General features: G+C 62.9%; 11 protein-coding genes. 5 read left to right on the top strand and 6 right to left on the bottom strand.

Annotated elements, in window-relative coordinates; genetic code table 11:
• The first annotated feature begins 5 nt into the window (after positions 1-5).
• Positions 6-1,328: an ABC transporter ATP-binding protein gene (locus AC07OJ_RS15905; protein ID WP_106805608.1), complete on the top strand. Its 1,323-nt coding sequence runs from the start codon at positions 6-8 to the stop codon at positions 1,326-1,328.
• A gap of 499 nt (positions 1,329-1,827) precedes the next feature.
• Here the strand turns inward: AC07OJ_RS15905 and prpD are convergent, their stop codons facing one another.
• The 6 genes from prpD to AC07OJ_RS15875 form a co-directional block, all read right to left on the bottom strand.
• A complete protein-coding gene (prpD, locus tag AC07OJ_RS15900; RefSeq protein ID WP_495094787.1) occupies positions 1,828-3,312 on the bottom strand; it encodes a 2-methylcitrate dehydratase in 1,485 nt (494 codons plus the stop codon).
• Positions 3,313-3,524: 212 nt separating this feature from the next.
• Positions 3,525-4,715, bottom strand: coding sequence for a 2-methylaconitate cis-trans isomerase PrpF (gene prpF / locus AC07OJ_RS15895; protein ID WP_495094786.1), 1,191 nt, complete (start codon positions 4,713-4,715; stop codon positions 3,525-3,527).
• An 11-nt stretch (positions 4,716-4,726) separates the two neighbouring features.
• Positions 4,727-7,321 (bottom strand): Fe/S-dependent 2-methylisocitrate dehydratase AcnD, encoded by a 2,595-nt coding sequence (acnD, locus tag AC07OJ_RS15890; protein WP_120449476.1) that lies wholly within the window; start codon positions 7,319-7,321, stop codon positions 4,727-4,729.
• Positions 7,322-7,459: 138 nt separating this feature from the next.
• A complete protein-coding gene (gene prpC / locus AC07OJ_RS15885; RefSeq protein WP_065909502.1) occupies positions 7,460-8,587 on the bottom strand; it encodes a bifunctional 2-methylcitrate synthase/citrate synthase in 1,128 nt (375 codons plus the stop codon).
• Between the two features lie 92 nt (positions 8,588-8,679).
• Complete coding sequence (prpB, locus tag AC07OJ_RS15880; RefSeq protein ID WP_065909500.1) at positions 8,680-9,573, bottom strand: methylisocitrate lyase; 894 nt, start codon at positions 9,571-9,573, stop codon at positions 8,680-8,682.
• A 3-nt stretch (positions 9,574-9,576) separates the two neighbouring features.
• Positions 9,577-10,281, bottom strand: coding sequence for a GntR family transcriptional regulator (locus AC07OJ_RS15875; RefSeq protein ID WP_065909498.1), 705 nt, complete (start codon positions 10,279-10,281; stop codon positions 9,577-9,579).
• 270 nt (positions 10,282-10,551) lie between these two features.
• Between AC07OJ_RS15875 and rloA the strand changes: the two genes are divergently transcribed.
• The 4 genes from rloA to pabB all read left to right on the top strand — a co-directional run bounded on the left by rloA (position 10,552) and on the right by pabB (position 15,110).
• Positions 10,552-11,085 carry a retropepsin-like aspartic peptidase RloA gene (gene rloA / locus AC07OJ_RS15870; protein ID WP_065909496.1) on the top strand — a complete coding sequence of 178 codons (534 nt, stop codon included), beginning with the start codon at positions 10,552-10,554 and terminating at the stop codon, positions 11,083-11,085.
• Between the two features lie 5 nt (positions 11,086-11,090).
• Positions 11,091-12,623 (top strand): osmotic stress tolerance membrane protein RloB, encoded by a 1,533-nt coding sequence (rloB, locus tag AC07OJ_RS15865; RefSeq protein WP_065909494.1) that lies wholly within the window; start codon positions 11,091-11,093, stop codon positions 12,621-12,623.
• On the top strand, positions 12,623-13,609 hold the full coding sequence (locus AC07OJ_RS15860; RefSeq protein ID WP_106802933.1) for an alpha-L-glutamate ligase-like protein: 987 nt from the start codon (positions 12,623-12,625) through the stop codon (positions 13,607-13,609). The genes rloB and AC07OJ_RS15860 overlap by 1 nt, the downstream gene beginning before the upstream one ends.
• Before the next feature lie 157 nt (positions 13,610-13,766).
• Positions 13,767-15,110 (top strand): aminodeoxychorismate synthase component I, encoded by a 1,344-nt coding sequence (gene pabB / locus AC07OJ_RS15855; RefSeq protein WP_495094785.1) that lies wholly within the window; start codon positions 13,767-13,769, stop codon positions 15,108-15,110.
• The last annotated feature ends 50 nt before the right edge of the window (positions 15,111-15,160 follow it).

The following is a 15,160-nucleotide window of genomic DNA, read 5'->3' as shown; positions in this document are numbered from 1 at the left end:
CTGCGATGACTACCGACACCGTACACACCGCCGACACTCCGGAAATCTATTCGCTGAAAAACGTGAACCGGGTGTTCGGCAAAGGCAAGGATGAACTGCAGGTCCTCAGCGGTGTGGACCTGAGCCTGCACGAAGGCGAGATTGTCGGCATGCTGGGTCGCTCAGGCTCCGGCAAATCCACCTTGCTGCGCATCATCGCCGGCCTGATCCAGCCGTCCTCGGGCGAAGTGCTCTACAACGGCGCGCCACTGAACGGCCCGGCCGAAGGTGTGGCCATGGTGTTCCAGACCTTTGCGCTGTTTCCCTGGCTGACCGTGCTGGAAAACGTCGAAGCCGGCCTGCAAGCCTTGCAAGTCGAACGCAAGGAAACCCGTCGGCGTGCCCTGGCAGCCATCGACCTGATCGGCCTGGACGGGTTTGAAAACGCCTACCCGCGCGAGTTGTCCGGTGGCATGCGCCAGCGTGTGGGGTTTGCGCGCGGGCTGGTGGTCAACCCGACGCTGTTGTTGATGGACGAACCGTTCTCGGCCCTGGACGTACTCACCGCCGAAACCCTGCGCACCGATTTGCTGGATTTGTGGAGCGGCAAGCAGTTGCCGATCAAGTCGATCCTGATCGTGACGCACAACATCGAAGAAGCGGTGCTGATGTGCGACCGCATCCTGGTGCTGTCGTCCAACCCGGGCCGGGTGGTCGCGGAAATCAAGGTGCCGTTCGCGCACCCGCGCAACCGGCTGGACCCGACCTTCCGGCAAATGGTCGACGACATCTACGCGCTGATGACCGACCGGCGCAGCGCCGATGCCAGCCGCGGCCTTCCCGAATTGAAAATGGGCAGCCTGCTGCCGGAAGTTTCCACCAACCTGATGGCCGGCCTGATCGAAACGCTGGCCGCCGAGCCCTACAACGGCCACGCCGGCCTGCCCACCGTAGCCGAACGGCGCTTGCTTGAAGTCGACGACCTGTTCCCGGTGGCGGAGATGCTGGAGCATTTGGGTTTCGCCGAACTCAAGGGCGCCGACATCACCCTGACCGACGCCGGCAAGCTGTTCGCCGACTACGGCACCCAGGAACGCAAGACCTTGTTCGCCGAGCATTTGATCCGGCACGTGCCATTGGCCGCGCGCATTCATCAAGTCTTACTCGAGCGCAGCGGCCACCGGGCGCCACGGGTGCGCTTCGAGCAGGAACTGGAAGACTCGATGACCGAAGCATTCGTCGAAAAAACCCTGGAAAGCGTAGTGGCGTGGGGGCGCTATGCGGAGATCTTCTCCTATGACGACCACACGGAGACGTTCAGCCTGGATGATGTGGAAGGCAGCATGTAAGCGTCGAGACGAACGTACCTCCAAATGTGGGAGCGGGCTTGCCTGCGATGAATCCACCTCGGTATGCCAGAAGTATCGAGGTGATGCCATCGCGGGCAAGCCCGGCTCTCACACAAGCCGGGTCCGACACGCTGCCTAGATCACGAACAAATCGACAAACCGGTTTACCGGCGTGCCTGCAAGCCCGTCTGCACGACACCGACCACCTGTGGGAGCTGGCTTGCCTGCGATGAATTCACCTCGGTCCCCCAGGGGTATCGAGGCGATGCCATCGCGGGCAAGCCCGGCTCCCACACAAGCCGGGGCCGACACGCTGCCTGGATCACGAACAAATCGACAAACCGGTTTACCGGTGTGCCTGCAAGCCCGTCTGCACAGCACCGACCACCTGTGGGAGCTGGCTTGCCTGCGATGCATTCACCTCGGTACATCAGAAGTATCGAGGCGATGCCATCGCGGGCAAGCCCGGCTCCCACACAAGCCGGGTCCGACACGCTGGCTAGATCACGAACAAATCGACAAACCGGTTTACCGGTGTGGCTTCAAGCCGTGCCTGGTCTTTGCACAAGGCAAAAATCTCGGCGCTGCGCTGCGCGGTGAAGCGTGTGGCCAGGTTGGCCTTGAACTTGTCCTCCAGCAACGGGATGCCGTCCACCCGACGCCGACGATGACCGATCGGGTATTCCACCGCGACCTGCTCGGTGCTGGAGCCGTCCTTGAAAAACACCTGCACCGCGTTGGCGATCGAGCGCTTGTCGGCTTCCAGGTATTCGCGGCTGTAGCGTGGGTCTTCGACGATGACCATCTTGTCGCGCAGCTCATCGATGATCGGGTGCGCCGCGTGGAATTCATCTTCGTACTGCTCGGCCACCAGGTCGCCGAACACCAGCGGCACGGCGGTCATGTATTGCAGGCAGTGATCACGGTCGGCGGCGTTGGCCAGTGGGCCGACTTTGGAAATGATGCGAATCGCCGACTCATGCGTGGTGATCACGATGCGTTCGATCTGGTGCAGGCGCTCCTTGACCTGCGGGTGCAAGGTCACCGCCGCCTCGCAGGCGGTTTGCGCGTGGAACTCGGCGGGGAAGCTGATTTTGAACAGCACGTTCTCCATCACATAGGTGCCATACGGCTGGGACAGGCTGAACGCGCGCTTGTCTGCGGGCTTGAGGGCCAGGTCCTTGTTGGTGTGGCTGAACAGCACGTCGTAGAACCCCCACTGCGGCGCACTCAGCACACCGGGGATGCCCATCTCACCGCGCAGGGCGATGTCCGCCAGGCGTACGCCACGGCTCGACGCGTCCCCCGCCGCCCAGGATTTGCGCGAGCCGGCGTTCGGCGCATGGCGGTAGGTGCGCAAGGCCTGGCCATCGACAAAGGCGTGAGACAGCGCCGCCAGCAGTTGTTCGCGATTGGCGCCCATCAGCTTGGCAGTGACGGCAGTCGAGGCGACTTTCACCAGCAGCACATGGTCAAGGCCGACGCGGTTGAAGGAGTTTTCCAGGGCAATCACGCCCTGGATCTCATGCGCCATGATCATCGCTTCCAGCACCGCACGCACGGTCAGCGGCGCATCGCCATTGGCCACGCGTTTTTGCGAGAGGTGATCGGCCACGGCCAGGATGCCGCCGAGGTTATCCGACGGGTGGCCCCACTCGGCGGCGAGCCAGGTGTCGTTGTAGTCGAGCCAGCGCACGATGCAACCGATGTCCCAGGCCGCCTTGACCGGGTCGAGGCGAAACGACGTGCCCGGCACCCGCGCGCCGAACGGCACCACCGTGCCCTCGACCATCGGCCCCAGGTGCTTGGTGCACTCGGGGAAACGCAGGGCCAGCAGCCCGCAACCGAGGGTGTCCATCAGGCAGTTGCGGGCGGTGTCCAGTGCCGCCTCGGAATCGATCCGGTAATCGAGGACGTAGTCGGCGATGTCCTGCAACACCTGGTCGTAGTCGGGGCGGTTGTTCTGGTCGACGTTGGCGCTCATGGCAGTTCTCCAAAAGTTAGGGGTTGTTCCATCCTCAGGGTCAGGTTGATGTGTCATGGCAGGTCTGATTGCCTGCCTTGGTCCTACGCAAATCCTCGCCCCCTTTGCAGGCGCTGGCTTGCCGGCGATAGCGGTTTGTCAGTTCAGACAAGTGTGGCCTCACACGCCGTCACCGCGGGCGAGCCCGCTCCCACAAGGGAGCGGTGTGGATGTTAGAAAGCGTCGCCGGGAATGCGCACCCAGCCTTCCATCAATACCCGCGCACTGCGGCTCATGATGGCTTTTTTCACGACCCACTCGCCGTTCACCTGGGTCGCTTCCGCGCCGACGCGCAAGGTGCCGGACGGATGCCCGAAGCGCACGGCATTACGCTCGATGCCGCCTGCAGCGAGGTTGACCAGCGTGCCGGAAATCGCTGCCGCCGTGCCGATCGCCACCGCGGCGGTGCCCATCATTGCGTGGTGCAGCTTGCCCATGGACAGCGCGCGCACCAGCAAATCCACATCGCCGGCCTTGATCGCCTTGCCGCTGGACGCCACGTAATCCGCAGGTTTAGCCACAAACGCGACCTTCGGCGTGTGTTGGCGCTGGACGGCTTCGTCCAGGTGCTTGATCAGGCCCATGCGCAACGCGCCATGGGCGCGCACGGTTTCGAACATCGCCAGCGCCTTGGGGTCGCTGTTGATCGCGCCCTGCAGCTCGGTGCCGGTGTAACCGAGGTCTTCGGCGTTGATGAAAATTGTCGGGATGCCGGCGTTGATCAATGTCGCCTTGAAGGTGCCGATACCCGGAACTTCGAGGTCGTCGACCAGGTTGCCGGTAGGGAACATCGAGCCACCACCGCCCTCTTCTTCCGCCGCCGGATCGATGAACTCCAGCTGCACTTCGGCAGCCGGAAAGGTCACGCCATCCAGCTCGAAATCGCCGGTCTCCTGCACCGCGCCGTCAGTGATCGGCACGTGGGCGATGATGGTCTTGCCGATATTGGCCTGCCACACCCGCACCACGGCCACGCCGTTGTGGGGCACGCACGCCGGGTCGACCAACCCGGCGCTGATGGCGAACGAGCCGACTGCCGCCGACAGGTTGCCGCAGTTGCCACTCCAGTCGACAAACGGCTTGTCGATGGAGACCTGGCCAAACAGGTAGTCCACGTCGTGATCGGCGCGGGTGCTTTTGGCGAGGATCACGCTCTTGCTGGTGCTCGACGTGGCGCCGCCCATGCCATCGATCTGTTTGTCATAGGGATCGGGGCTGCCGATGACCCGTAACAGCAAGGCATCGCGTGCGGCGCCCGGCACCTGCGCCGCTTCGGGCAGGTCCTTGAGGCTGAAAAACACACCCTTGCTGGTGCCGCCACGCATGTAGGTGGCGGGGATCTTGATTTGCGCTGCGTGTGCCATGGTTATCCTCTTCAGGCGGTCGCCGCCGATTCCAGGAAGTCCTGGGCAAAACGTTGCAACACGCCGCCCGCCTCGTAGATCGACACTTCTTCGGCGGTGTCCAGGCGGCAGGTCACCGGCACTTCGACACGTTCGCCATTCTTGCGGTTGATCACCAGGGTCAGCCGCGCACGCGGGGTGCGCTCACCGACCACGTCATAGGTTTCGCTGCCGTCGATCTGCAGGGTGTGGCGGTCGGTGCCCGGCAGGAACTCCAGCGGCAACACGCCCATGCCCACCAGGTTGGTGCGGTGGATGCGCTCGAAGCCTTCGGCGGCAATCGCTTCCACACCGGCCAGGCGCACGCCCTTGGCCGCCCAGTCGCGGGACGAGCCCTGGCCGTAGTCGGCGCCAGCAATGATGATCAGCGGTTGCTTGCGTTCCATGTAGGTTTCGATGGCTTCCCACATCCGCGTGACCTGGCCTTCCGGCTCGATACGCGCCAGCGAACCCTGCTTGACCTTGCCGTTCTCCTGCACCATTTCATTGAACAGTTTCGGGTTGGCGAACGTCGCGCGCTGCGCGGTCAGGTGGTCGCCACGGTGCGTCGCGTACGAGTTGAAGTCGACTTCCGGCAGGCCCATCTTCGCCAGGTATTCGCCGGCGGCGCTGTCGAGCATGATCGCGTTGGACGGCGACAGGTGATCGGTGGTGATGTTGTCCGGCAGCACCGCCAGGGGACGCATGCCCTTGAGCGGACGGGCACCGGCCAGGGCGCCTTCCCAATACGGCGGACGGCGGATATAGGTGCTCTGCGGGCGCCACTCGTACAGCGGCGCCACTTTGGGGCCGGTGTCTTCGTGGATGGCGAACATCGGGATGTACACGGCGCGGAACTGCTCCGGCTTGACCGAGGCCTTGACCACGGCGTCGATTTCTTCATCGCTTGGCCAGATGTCCTGCAAGCGAATTTCCTTGCCCTCGGCGTCCAAGCCCAGCACATCCTTTTCGATGTCGAAACGAATGGTGCCGGCAATCGCGTATGCCACCACCAGCGGCGGTGAAGCCAGGAACGCTTGCTTGGCGTACGGGTGGATGCGCCCGTCGAAGTTGCGGTTGCCCGACAGCACGGCGGTGGCGTACAGGTCGCGGTCGATGATTTCCTGCTGGATCACTGGATCGAGTGCACCGGACATGCCGTTGCAGGTGGTGCAGGCGAAGGCCACCACGCCGAAGCCAAGCTTTTCCAGCTCATGGCCCAGGCCGGCTTCTTCCAGGTACATGGCCACGGTTTTCGAACCGGGGGCCAGCGACGACTTGACCCACGGTTTGCGCGTCAAGCCGAGCTTGTTGGCGTTGCGCGCCAGCAGGCCGGCAGCGATCACGTTGCGCGGGTTGCTGGTGTTGGTGCAACTGGTGATGGCGGCGATGATCACCGCGCCGTCGGGCATTTGCCCCGGCACTTCATCCCATTGGCCGGAAATACCTTTGGCGGCCAGGTCGCGGGTGGCGACGCGGGCGTGCGGGTTGCTCGGGCCGGCCATATTGCGCACGACGCTGGACAGGTCGAAGGTCAGGCCGCGCTCGTATTGCGCGCCCTTGAGGTCATCGCCCCACAAGCCGGTGTGGCGAGCGTACTGCTCGACCAGGGTGACTTGCTCGTCTTCGCGGCCAGTGAGTTTCAGGTAGGCGATGGTCTGCTGATCGATATAGAACATGGCCGCGGTGGCGCCGTATTCCGGCGCCATGTTGGAGATGGTCGCGCGGTCGCCCAGGGTCAGCTTCGAGGCGCCTTCGCCGAAAAATTCCAGCCACGCACCGACGACTTTCTGTTGACGCAGGAACTCGGTCAACGCCAACACCATGTCGGTGGCGGTGATGCCCGGCAGCAGCTTGCCGGTCAGCTCTACACCGATGATTTCCGGCAGGCGCATCCACGACGCGCGACCGAGCATCACGCTCTCGGCTTCCAGGCCGCCGACGCCGATGGCGATCACGCCGAGGGCATCCACGTGCGGGGTATGGCTGTCGGTGCCGACGCAAGTGTCAGGGAAGGCCACGCCGTCGCGCACCTGGATCACCGGGGACATTTTCTCCAGGTTGATCTGGTGCATGATGCCGTTGCCTGGCGGGATCACGTCGACGTTCTTGAAGGCCTTTTTGGTCCACTCGATAAAGTGGAAACGGTCTTCGTTGCGGCGGTCTTCGATGGCGCGGTTTTTCTCGAAGGCGTCCGGGTCAAAACCACCGGCTTCGACCGCCAGGGAGTGATCGACGATCAGTTGGGTCGGCACCACCGGGTTGACCTGGGCCGGGTCGCCGCCTTGCAGGGCGATGGCATCGCGCAGGCCGGCGAGGTCCACCAGCGCGGTCTGGCCGAGGATGTCATGGCACACCACACGCGCCGGAAACCATGGGAAATCGAGGTCGCGCTTGCGCTCGATCAATTGGCTCAGGGAGGCGTTGAGAGTCGCCGGGTCGCAACGGCGTACCAGGTTCTCCGCAAGCACGCGGGAGGTGTAGGGCAAGGTGGCGTAGGCACCGGGGCTGATTGCATCGACAGCCGCGCGGGCGTCGTAGAAATCCAGGCGGCTGCCGGGGAGCGGTTTGCGAAATTCAGTGTTCATCGTCAGGACTCGGTCACGGTAGTTACAAAAGAAGAACCGAAGCCGATCCAGAATTGGAATGTGATCAAAATGTGGGAGGGGGCAAGCCCCCTCCCACATTTGACCTCATACCCATTCCCGGATCGCCGGTTGCCTCACTCAGCGACGTTCGATTGGCACGAACTTGCGCTGCTCGACGCCGATGTACTCGGCGCTTGGACGGATGATGCGGTTGTTGGCGCGCTGCTCGAACACGTGCGCGGCCCAGCCAGTGAGGCGCGAGCACACGAAGATCGGCGTGAACAGCTTGGTCGGGATGCCCATGAAGTGGTACGCCGAGGCATGGTAGAAGTCGGCATTCGGGAACAGCTTTTTCTGCTCCCACATGGTCTTGTCGATGGCTTCGGACACTGGGAACAGCACCTTGTCGCCTACTTCGTCGGCGAGTTTTTTCGACCAGCCCTTGATCACTTCATTACGCGGGTCGCTGTCTTTGTAGATCGCGTGGCCAAAGCCCATGATCTTGTCCTTGCGCGCCAGCATCCCGAGGGTGCCTTCGACAGCTTCCTCGGCCGAACCGAAGCGCTCGATCATTTCCATCGCCGCTTCGTTGGCGCCGCCGTGCAGCGGGCCACGCAGCGAGCCGATGGCGGCGGTGACGCAGGAATACAGGTCGGACAGGGTCGAGGCACACACGCGGGCGGTGAAGGTCGAGGCGTTGAACTCGTGCTCGGCGTAGAGGATCAGCGACACGTTCATGACTTTCACGTGCAGCTCGCTCGGCTTCTTGCCGTGCAGCAGGTGCAGGAAGTGGCCGCCAATGGTCGGCTCGTCGGTTACGCAGTCGATGCGCTTGCCGTCGTGGCTGAAGCGGTACCAGTAGCACATGATCGCCGGGAACGCGGCGAGCAGGCGATCGGTCACGTCGCGCTGCACGCTGAAGTCTTTTTCGGGTTCGATATTGCCCAGGAACGAGCAACCGGTGCGCATCACGTCCATCGGGTGTGCGTCAGCGGGGATGCGCTCCAGCACTTCTTTCAACGCTTGCGGCAGGTCGCGCAGCTTGCCCAGCTTGGCGCTGTAGGCGGCCAGCTCGGCTTTGGTCGGCAACTCGCCGTACAGCAGCAGGTAGGCAACTTCTTCAAACTGCGCATCGGCGGCCAGTTCGCGCACGTCGTAGCCGCGATAGGTCAGGCCGGCACCCGCCTGGCCCACGGTCGACAGTGCGGTCTGCCCGGCCACCTGGCCACGCAGGCCGGCGCCACTCAGTACTTTTGCTTCAGCCATGTCTGTTCTCCAATCTTGAATTTATTCGGGAGGCGTTCGTCAACCTCGACCCTGCAGGAGCCGGCTTGCGGCTCCCGCAGGGTTGGCAGGCATTACTTTTTCGCGGCAAACAGTGCGTCGAGCTTCTGCTCGAAGGTGTGGTAGTCGATGCGATCGTAAAGCTCCATGCGGGTTTGCATGGTGTCGATCACGTTCTGTTGGGTGCCGTCGCGACGGATCGCGGTGTAGACATTCTCGGCGGCCTTGTTCATGGCGCGGAAAGCCGAGAGCGGGTACAGCACGATGGAAACATCGGCAGATTTCAACTGTTCGACGGTGTACAGCGGGGTCGCACCGAACTCGGTGATGTTGGCCAGGATCGGGGCTTTCACACGGGAGGCGAACAGCTTGTACATGTCCAACTCGGTGATGGCTTCCGGAAACACCATGTCGGCGCCGGCCTCGATGCACGCGGCGGCACGCTCCAGGGCCGATTCCAGGCCTTCGACGGCCAGCGCGTCGGTGCGCGCCATGATCACGAAGCTGTCATCGGTGCGCGCATCCACGGCGGCCTTGATGCGGTCGACCATTTCCTGCTGCGACACGATTTCTTTATTAGGACGATGACCGCAGCGCTTGGCGCCCACCTGGTCTTCGATGTGGATGGCGGCGGCGCCGAACTTGATCATCGACTTGACGGTGCGCGCCACGTTGAACGCCGAGGAACCGAAGCCGGTGTCCACGTCCACCAGCAGCGGCAGGTCGCACACGTCGGTGATGCGGCGCACGTCGGTGAGTACGTCGTCCAGGCCGGTGATGCCCAGGTCCGGCACGCCCAGGGAACCGGCAGCCACCCCACCACCCGACAGGTAGATCGCCTTGAAACCGGCGCGCTTGGCCAGCAGCGCGTGGTTGGCGTTGATTGCACCGACCACCTGCAGCGGCTGCTCGCTGGCGACCGCGTCACGGAAACGCTGGCCTGGAGTGCTTTTGTTGTTAGAACTCATGACTCACCTCTTCAGGGGGGCGCCGTCGGGGAAATGACGGGCAATGTTGCGTTTGGAAGCGCCGATGTGCCGGCGCATCAACAATTCGGCCAGTTCGCCGTCGCGGTCGGCAATCGCATCCAGGATGCGATGGTGCTCGGCGAAGGCCTGGCGTGGACGATTGGGGGTGGCGGAAAACTGGATGCGGTACATGCGCACCAATTGGTACAGCTCACCGCAGAGCATTTGGGTCAGGGTGCGATTACCGGCGCCTTGAATTATCCGGTAATGAAAATCGAAGTCGCCTTCCTGCTGGTAGTAGCCGAGGCCGGCCTGGAACGCTTCGTCGCGCTCATGGGTGTGCAGCACCTGGCGCAACTCCTCGATTTCCGCGTCGGTCATGCGCTCGGCGGCCAGGCGACACGCCATGCCTTCCAGCGACTCGCGGATTTCATACAGTTCGATCAGCTCGGCATGGCTCAACGACACGACCCGGGCGCCCACGTGGGGCACGCGCACCAGCAGGCGCTGGCCTTCCAGGCGGTGGATCGCCTCGCGCAACGGGCCACGGCTGATGCCGTAAGTGCGCGCCAGTTCCGGCTCGGAGATCTTGCTGCCGGGGGCGATCTCACCCTTGACGATGGCGGCCTGGATACGGCGAAAGACGTTCTCCGACATCGTTTGGGATTCGTCCGACGCGATTATCGGAGCTTCTGGCTGACCCAGCATATTGTCGACACCTTCAAAAGCAATGCCGCAAAAACTAGCTAATCAGGCTTGCTTAGTCAAAGAATAAATCCACATTGTCGACAATCGTCTAATAACCCTTGATGCACCCGCCCCCGGCATGGCCGGCTGCCAGCGCTGGCGCCAAAAAAGCATCATGTTAGAATGCCCGCCGCATTTGCCTGACATCGCTTGATGAAACGGCGCACCAGAGATTGAGCAGCAATGCCAGTCGCCATGAATGGAACATCGCACTGCACCGCCTCAGGATCTATGAGACTCAAGCCCTTCCCCCTGTTTTGCCTACTGTTCGTCCCCGGTCTTGGCATTGCCGCCGAGAAGACCGTGTATGGCCTCAACGAATACGCCCAATTGGCCGGCATCGACCTCGAAGTCGCGGCCAAGCTGGACACGGGCGCCAAGACCGCGTCCCTCAGCGCCCGTGACATCAAGCGCTTCAAGCGCAACGGCGAGTCCTGGGTGCGCTTCTACCTGGCGATCGACACCGCCCACTCCCATCCCATCGAACGCCCCCTGGCCCGCGTCAGCAAGATCAAGCGCCGCGCCGGTGACTACGACCCCGATGAGGACAAGAACTACACTGCCCGCCCGGTGATTGCCCTCGACATCTGCATGGGCACCGCTTTACGCAGCATCGAAGTGAACTTGACTGACCGCAGCGCCTTCCAATACCCGCTGCTGATCGGCTCCGAAGCGTTGAAACGCTTTGATGCGCTGGTCGACCCAAGTCTTAAATATGCAGCAGGCAAACCCGCCTGCGCCGCCGACGCTCATACCGCCGAGTAAACCGAATGCGCTCTCTGACCCTGCACCTGAAAATCCTCATCACCATCCTGGTGGTGCTGGGTATTTCGGTCACCGCCTACCAGATCTTCGTGCTGGGGATTCCCGTTACCGAGGACGCCACTGACGACTTGTGGAATATCGACGCCAAGGTCGAGTTCGTCGCCAACCCCAAGGACCCGGTGAAGATCCAGATGTTCGTGCCGCCGCTGAGCCGCGACTTCGTCAGCCTCAATGAAAGCTTCATCTCCAATAACTATGGGGTGAGCGTCAATCGCATCGACGGCAACCGCAAGGTCACCTGGTCGGCGCGTCGGGCCAAGGGCAACCAGACCCTCTACTATCGCCTGGTATTGACCAAGCGATACAGCGGCGAAAAGGTCAAGGTCAAGGGCCCGACCTTCCGCGACAGCATTGCCGTGGAAGGCCCGGAAAAAATCGCCGCCGAAGCCCTGCTGGCGCCGATTCGCCAGCACTCGGCCGACGTCGAGACCTTTATCAGCGAAGCCATCAAGCGCACCAACAACCTCAACGACGACAACGTCAAGCTGCTGCTGGCGGGCGACCCGTCGACGCCGCACAAGGCCAAGATCGTCGAGTTGCTGCTGTCCATCGCCCATGTGCCGGTGGAAAAAGTCCACACCATTCGCCTGGTGGCCGACCAGCCGCAAGCCCCGGAACTGTGGCTGCGCAGCTTCAATGGCAATGACTGGCTGTACTTCAACCCGGAGACCGGCGAGCAAGGCCTGCCCGCCGACCGCCTGCTGTGGTGGACCGGCGATGAAAACCTGATCACCGTGGATGGCGGCAAGAAAGCCATGGTCACCTTCAGCCTGAACAACAGCGAGATGAACGCGATTCGCCTGGCCAAGCTGACCGACGAGAACACCGACGCCAACTTCCTCGAGTACTCGCTGTACGGCTTGCCGCTGCAAACCCAGCAGACCTTCATGATCATGGTGATGATCCCGATCGGCGTGCTGGTGATCCTGATCCTGCGCAACCTGATCGGCCTGCAGACCCTCGGCACGTTCACGCCGGTGCTGATCGCCCTTGCATTCCGCGAGACGCAGTTGGGCTTCGGGATTGTGCTGTTCACCATTATTACCGCGCTGGGGCTGTCCCTGCGTTCCTACCTGGAACACCTGAAGCTGCAGATGCTGCCGAGGCTCTCGGTGGTGCTGACCTTCGTGGTGGTGCTGATCGCCGCCATCAGCCTGTTCAGCCACAAGCTGGGGCTTGAGCGCGGCCTGTCGGTGGCGCTGTTCCCGATGGTGATCCTGACCATGACCATCGAACGCCTGTCGATCACCTGGGAAGAACGCGGCGCCAACCATGCGCTGAAAGTCGCAATCGGCACGCTGTTCGCCGCCTCCCTGGCGCACCTGATCATGAGCGTGCCGGAGCTGGTCTACTTCGTGTTCACCTTCCCGGCGATCCTGCTGATCCTGGTGGGCTTCATGCTGGCCATGGGGCGTTATCGCGGCTACCGCCTGACCGAACTGGTGCGCTTCAAGGCTTTCCTGAAGGCTGACTCGTAATGTTCGGCTTCTGGAAGACCTGGAAGGCCCTCGAAGCGCGGGGGATCATGGGCATCAACCGGCGTAATGCCGACTACGTGCTCAAGTACAACAAGCGCAGCCTGTACCCGATCGTGGATGACAAGATCATCACCAAGGAACGGGCCATGGCTGCCGGCATCCACGTGCCGGAAATGTACGGGGTGATTTCCACCGAGAAGGAAATCGACAAGCTCGACGAGATCATCGGCGGGCGCAGCGACTTCGTGATCAAGCCGGCGCAGGGCGCCGGCGGCGACGGCATCCTGGTGGTGGCGGACCGTTTTGAGGGCCGCTACCGCACGGTGTCGGGCAAGATCATCAGCCATGAAGAGATCGAGCACCAGATTTCCAGCATTCTCACCGGCCTGTACTCCCTGGGCGGCCACCGCGACCGCGCGCTGATCGAATACCGCGTGGTGCCCGACCAGATCTTCAAGAGCATCAGCTACGAAGGCGTGCCGGATATCCGCATCATCGTGCTGATGGGCTACCCGGTAATGGCCATGCTGCGCCTGCCGACCCGCCAGTCCGGCGGCAAGGCCAACCTGCACCAGGGCGCGATCGGTGTGGGTGTCGACCTGGCCACCGGCCTGACCCTGCGCGGCACCTGGCTGAACAACATCATCACCAAACACCCCGACACCACCAACGCGGTGGATGGCGTGCAACTGCCCAACTGGGACGGTTTCATGAAGCTCGCGGCCGGCTGCTATGAGCTGTGCGGGCTGGGTTATATCGGCGTGGACATGGTGCTGGACCAGGAGAAAGGCCCGCTGATTCTGGAACTGAATGCGCGGCCGGGGCTGAATATCCAGATCGCCAACGACTGCGGCCTGACCCTGCGCACCCACGCGGTCGAAGCGCGACTGGAAACACTCAAAGCCGCCGGCGTGACGGAAACCGCCGAGGAACGGGTGAAGTTTGTGCAGGAGATGTTCGGGCATATACCGCTGGTGGAAGGCTGAGGGCGTCATCGCCGGCTTGCCGGCGATAGCAGCCTGGGTAGCAATGAAGCGCTCAGGATAGGTCCTCGATCTAACTATCCCCGACATCCCCCCTAGGACGAGATCCTACAGAAGACTACAATCCCCTCCCCCCAAGCCAACGGCTGATCCACCCCGCATGTCGACCTGCTCCGTACACCCAGTGCCCTACCGGGCCAACCCCGCCGAGTATTTTGCGGCGATCCGCCATGCCCCTGGCGCGGTGCTGCTCGACAGCGGCCGCCCCTCAGCCGAGCGCGGTCGTTACGACGTGCTCAGCGCCTGGCCACTGGCGACGTTGACGGTACAACCTGACGAAAGCGGCAGCGATTTCCTGCAGCGTCTACGCGAAAACCTGACACAGCTGGGTGAGGCGGCGATCCCCCAGGGTCTGGAGCTGCCGTTTGCCGGGGGCCTGATTGGCTACCTGAGTTACGACTTTGGCCGGCACCTGGAACACATGCCGCAGCTGGCCGTGGACGATTTGCACCTGCCGGACGCACGCTTTGGGCTGTACGCCTGGGCACTGATCAGTGATCACCTGAAGCAGACCAGCCAACTGGTGTTTCATCCCTCGCTGGCCGACAGCGAGCGCCAACGGCTGACGGCGCTGTTCAGCCAGGGCGTTGTCGACACCGCCGCGACCTTCAAACTCCAGGGGCCAATGGCACCGGACCTCAGCGCCGAGGCTTATCGCCAAGCCATCGTGCGCATCCAGGACTATATCCAGGCCGGCGACTGCTACCAGGTCAACTTCGCCCAGCGTTTCCGCGCGCCGTGCAGCGGCGATCCCTGGGTGGCCTACTGCGCGCTGCGCGAAGCCTGCCCCACGCCATTCTCAGGGTTCCAGAGCCTGCCGGATGACGGCGCGCTACTCAGCCTGTCGCCGGAGCGTTTCGTGCACATCAGCGAACGCCGCGTCGAAACCCGTCCGATCAAGGGCACCCGCCCCCGGGGCCTCACGCCCGAGGAAGACGCGGCCAACGCCGCCGAACTGCTGGCCAGCCCCAAGGATCGCGCGGAGAACCTGATGATCGTCGACCTGCTGCGCAACGACCTCGGTCGCACCTGCCGTACCGGCTCGGTACATGTCCCGGAACTGTTCAGCCTGGAAAGCTACCCCAACGTGCACCACCTGGTGAGCAGCGTGACCGGCGAATTGGCCGACACCAAGGATGCCCTCGACCTGATCGCCGGCAGTTTCCCCGGCGGCTCCATCACCGGCGCCCCGAAGATTCGCGCAATGCAGATCATCGACGAGCTGGAACCGACCCGACGCGGCCTGTACTGCGGCTCGCTGGTGTACCTGGACGTGCGCGGCGAGATGGACAGCTCCATCGCCATCCGCAGTTTGCTGGTCAAGGACGGGCAGGTGTGCTGCTGGGGCGGCGGCGGGATCGTCGCGGACTCGCAGTGGGAGGCAGAATATCAAGAGTCGCTGACCAAGGTACGGGTGTTGTTACACACTTTGGAAAACCTGTAGGGCGGTCTTTCCGGCCTCCTGGCCACCCTGGCAAAAACCTGAATCAGAGC

The sequence above is a fragment of the Pseudomonas sp. GW821-FHT09C08 genome, assembly GCF_059418125.1.
This window is presented reverse-complemented; position numbering and strand designations above follow the sequence as displayed.

Coding starts and splice junctions, on each gene's coding strand:
- AC07OJ_RS15875 (WP_065909498.1), bottom strand. CDS start 10,281: ATGCTGGGTCAGCCAGAAGCTCCGATAATCGCGTCGGACGAATCCCAA.
- prpD (WP_495094787.1), bottom strand. CDS start 3,312: ATGAGCGCCAACGTCGACCAGAACAACCGCCCCGACTACGACCAGGTG.
- AC07OJ_RS15860 (WP_106802933.1), top strand. CDS start 12,623: ATGTTCGGCTTCTGGAAGACCTGGAAGGCCCTCGAAGCGCGGGGGATC.
- rloA (WP_065909496.1), top strand. CDS start 10,552: ATGAGACTCAAGCCCTTCCCCCTGTTTTGCCTACTGTTCGTCCCCGGT.
- rloB (WP_065909494.1), top strand. CDS start 11,091: ATGCGCTCTCTGACCCTGCACCTGAAAATCCTCATCACCATCCTGGTG.
- prpB (WP_065909500.1), bottom strand. CDS start 9,573: ATGAGTTCTAACAACAAAAGCACTCCAGGCCAGCGTTTCCGTGACGCG.
- acnD (WP_120449476.1), bottom strand. CDS start 7,321: ATGAACACTGAATTTCGCAAACCGCTCCCCGGCAGCCGCCTGGATTTC.
- AC07OJ_RS15905 (WP_106805608.1), top strand. CDS start 6: ATGACTACCGACACCGTACACACCGCCGACACTCCGGAAATCTATTCG.
- pabB (WP_495094785.1), top strand. CDS start 13,767: ATGTCGACCTGCTCCGTACACCCAGTGCCCTACCGGGCCAACCCCGCC.
- prpC (WP_065909502.1), bottom strand. CDS start 8,587: ATGGCTGAAGCAAAAGTACTGAGTGGCGCCGGCCTGCGTGGCCAGGTG.
- prpF (WP_495094786.1), bottom strand. CDS start 4,715: ATGGCACACGCAGCGCAAATCAAGATCCCCGCCACCTACATGCGTGGC.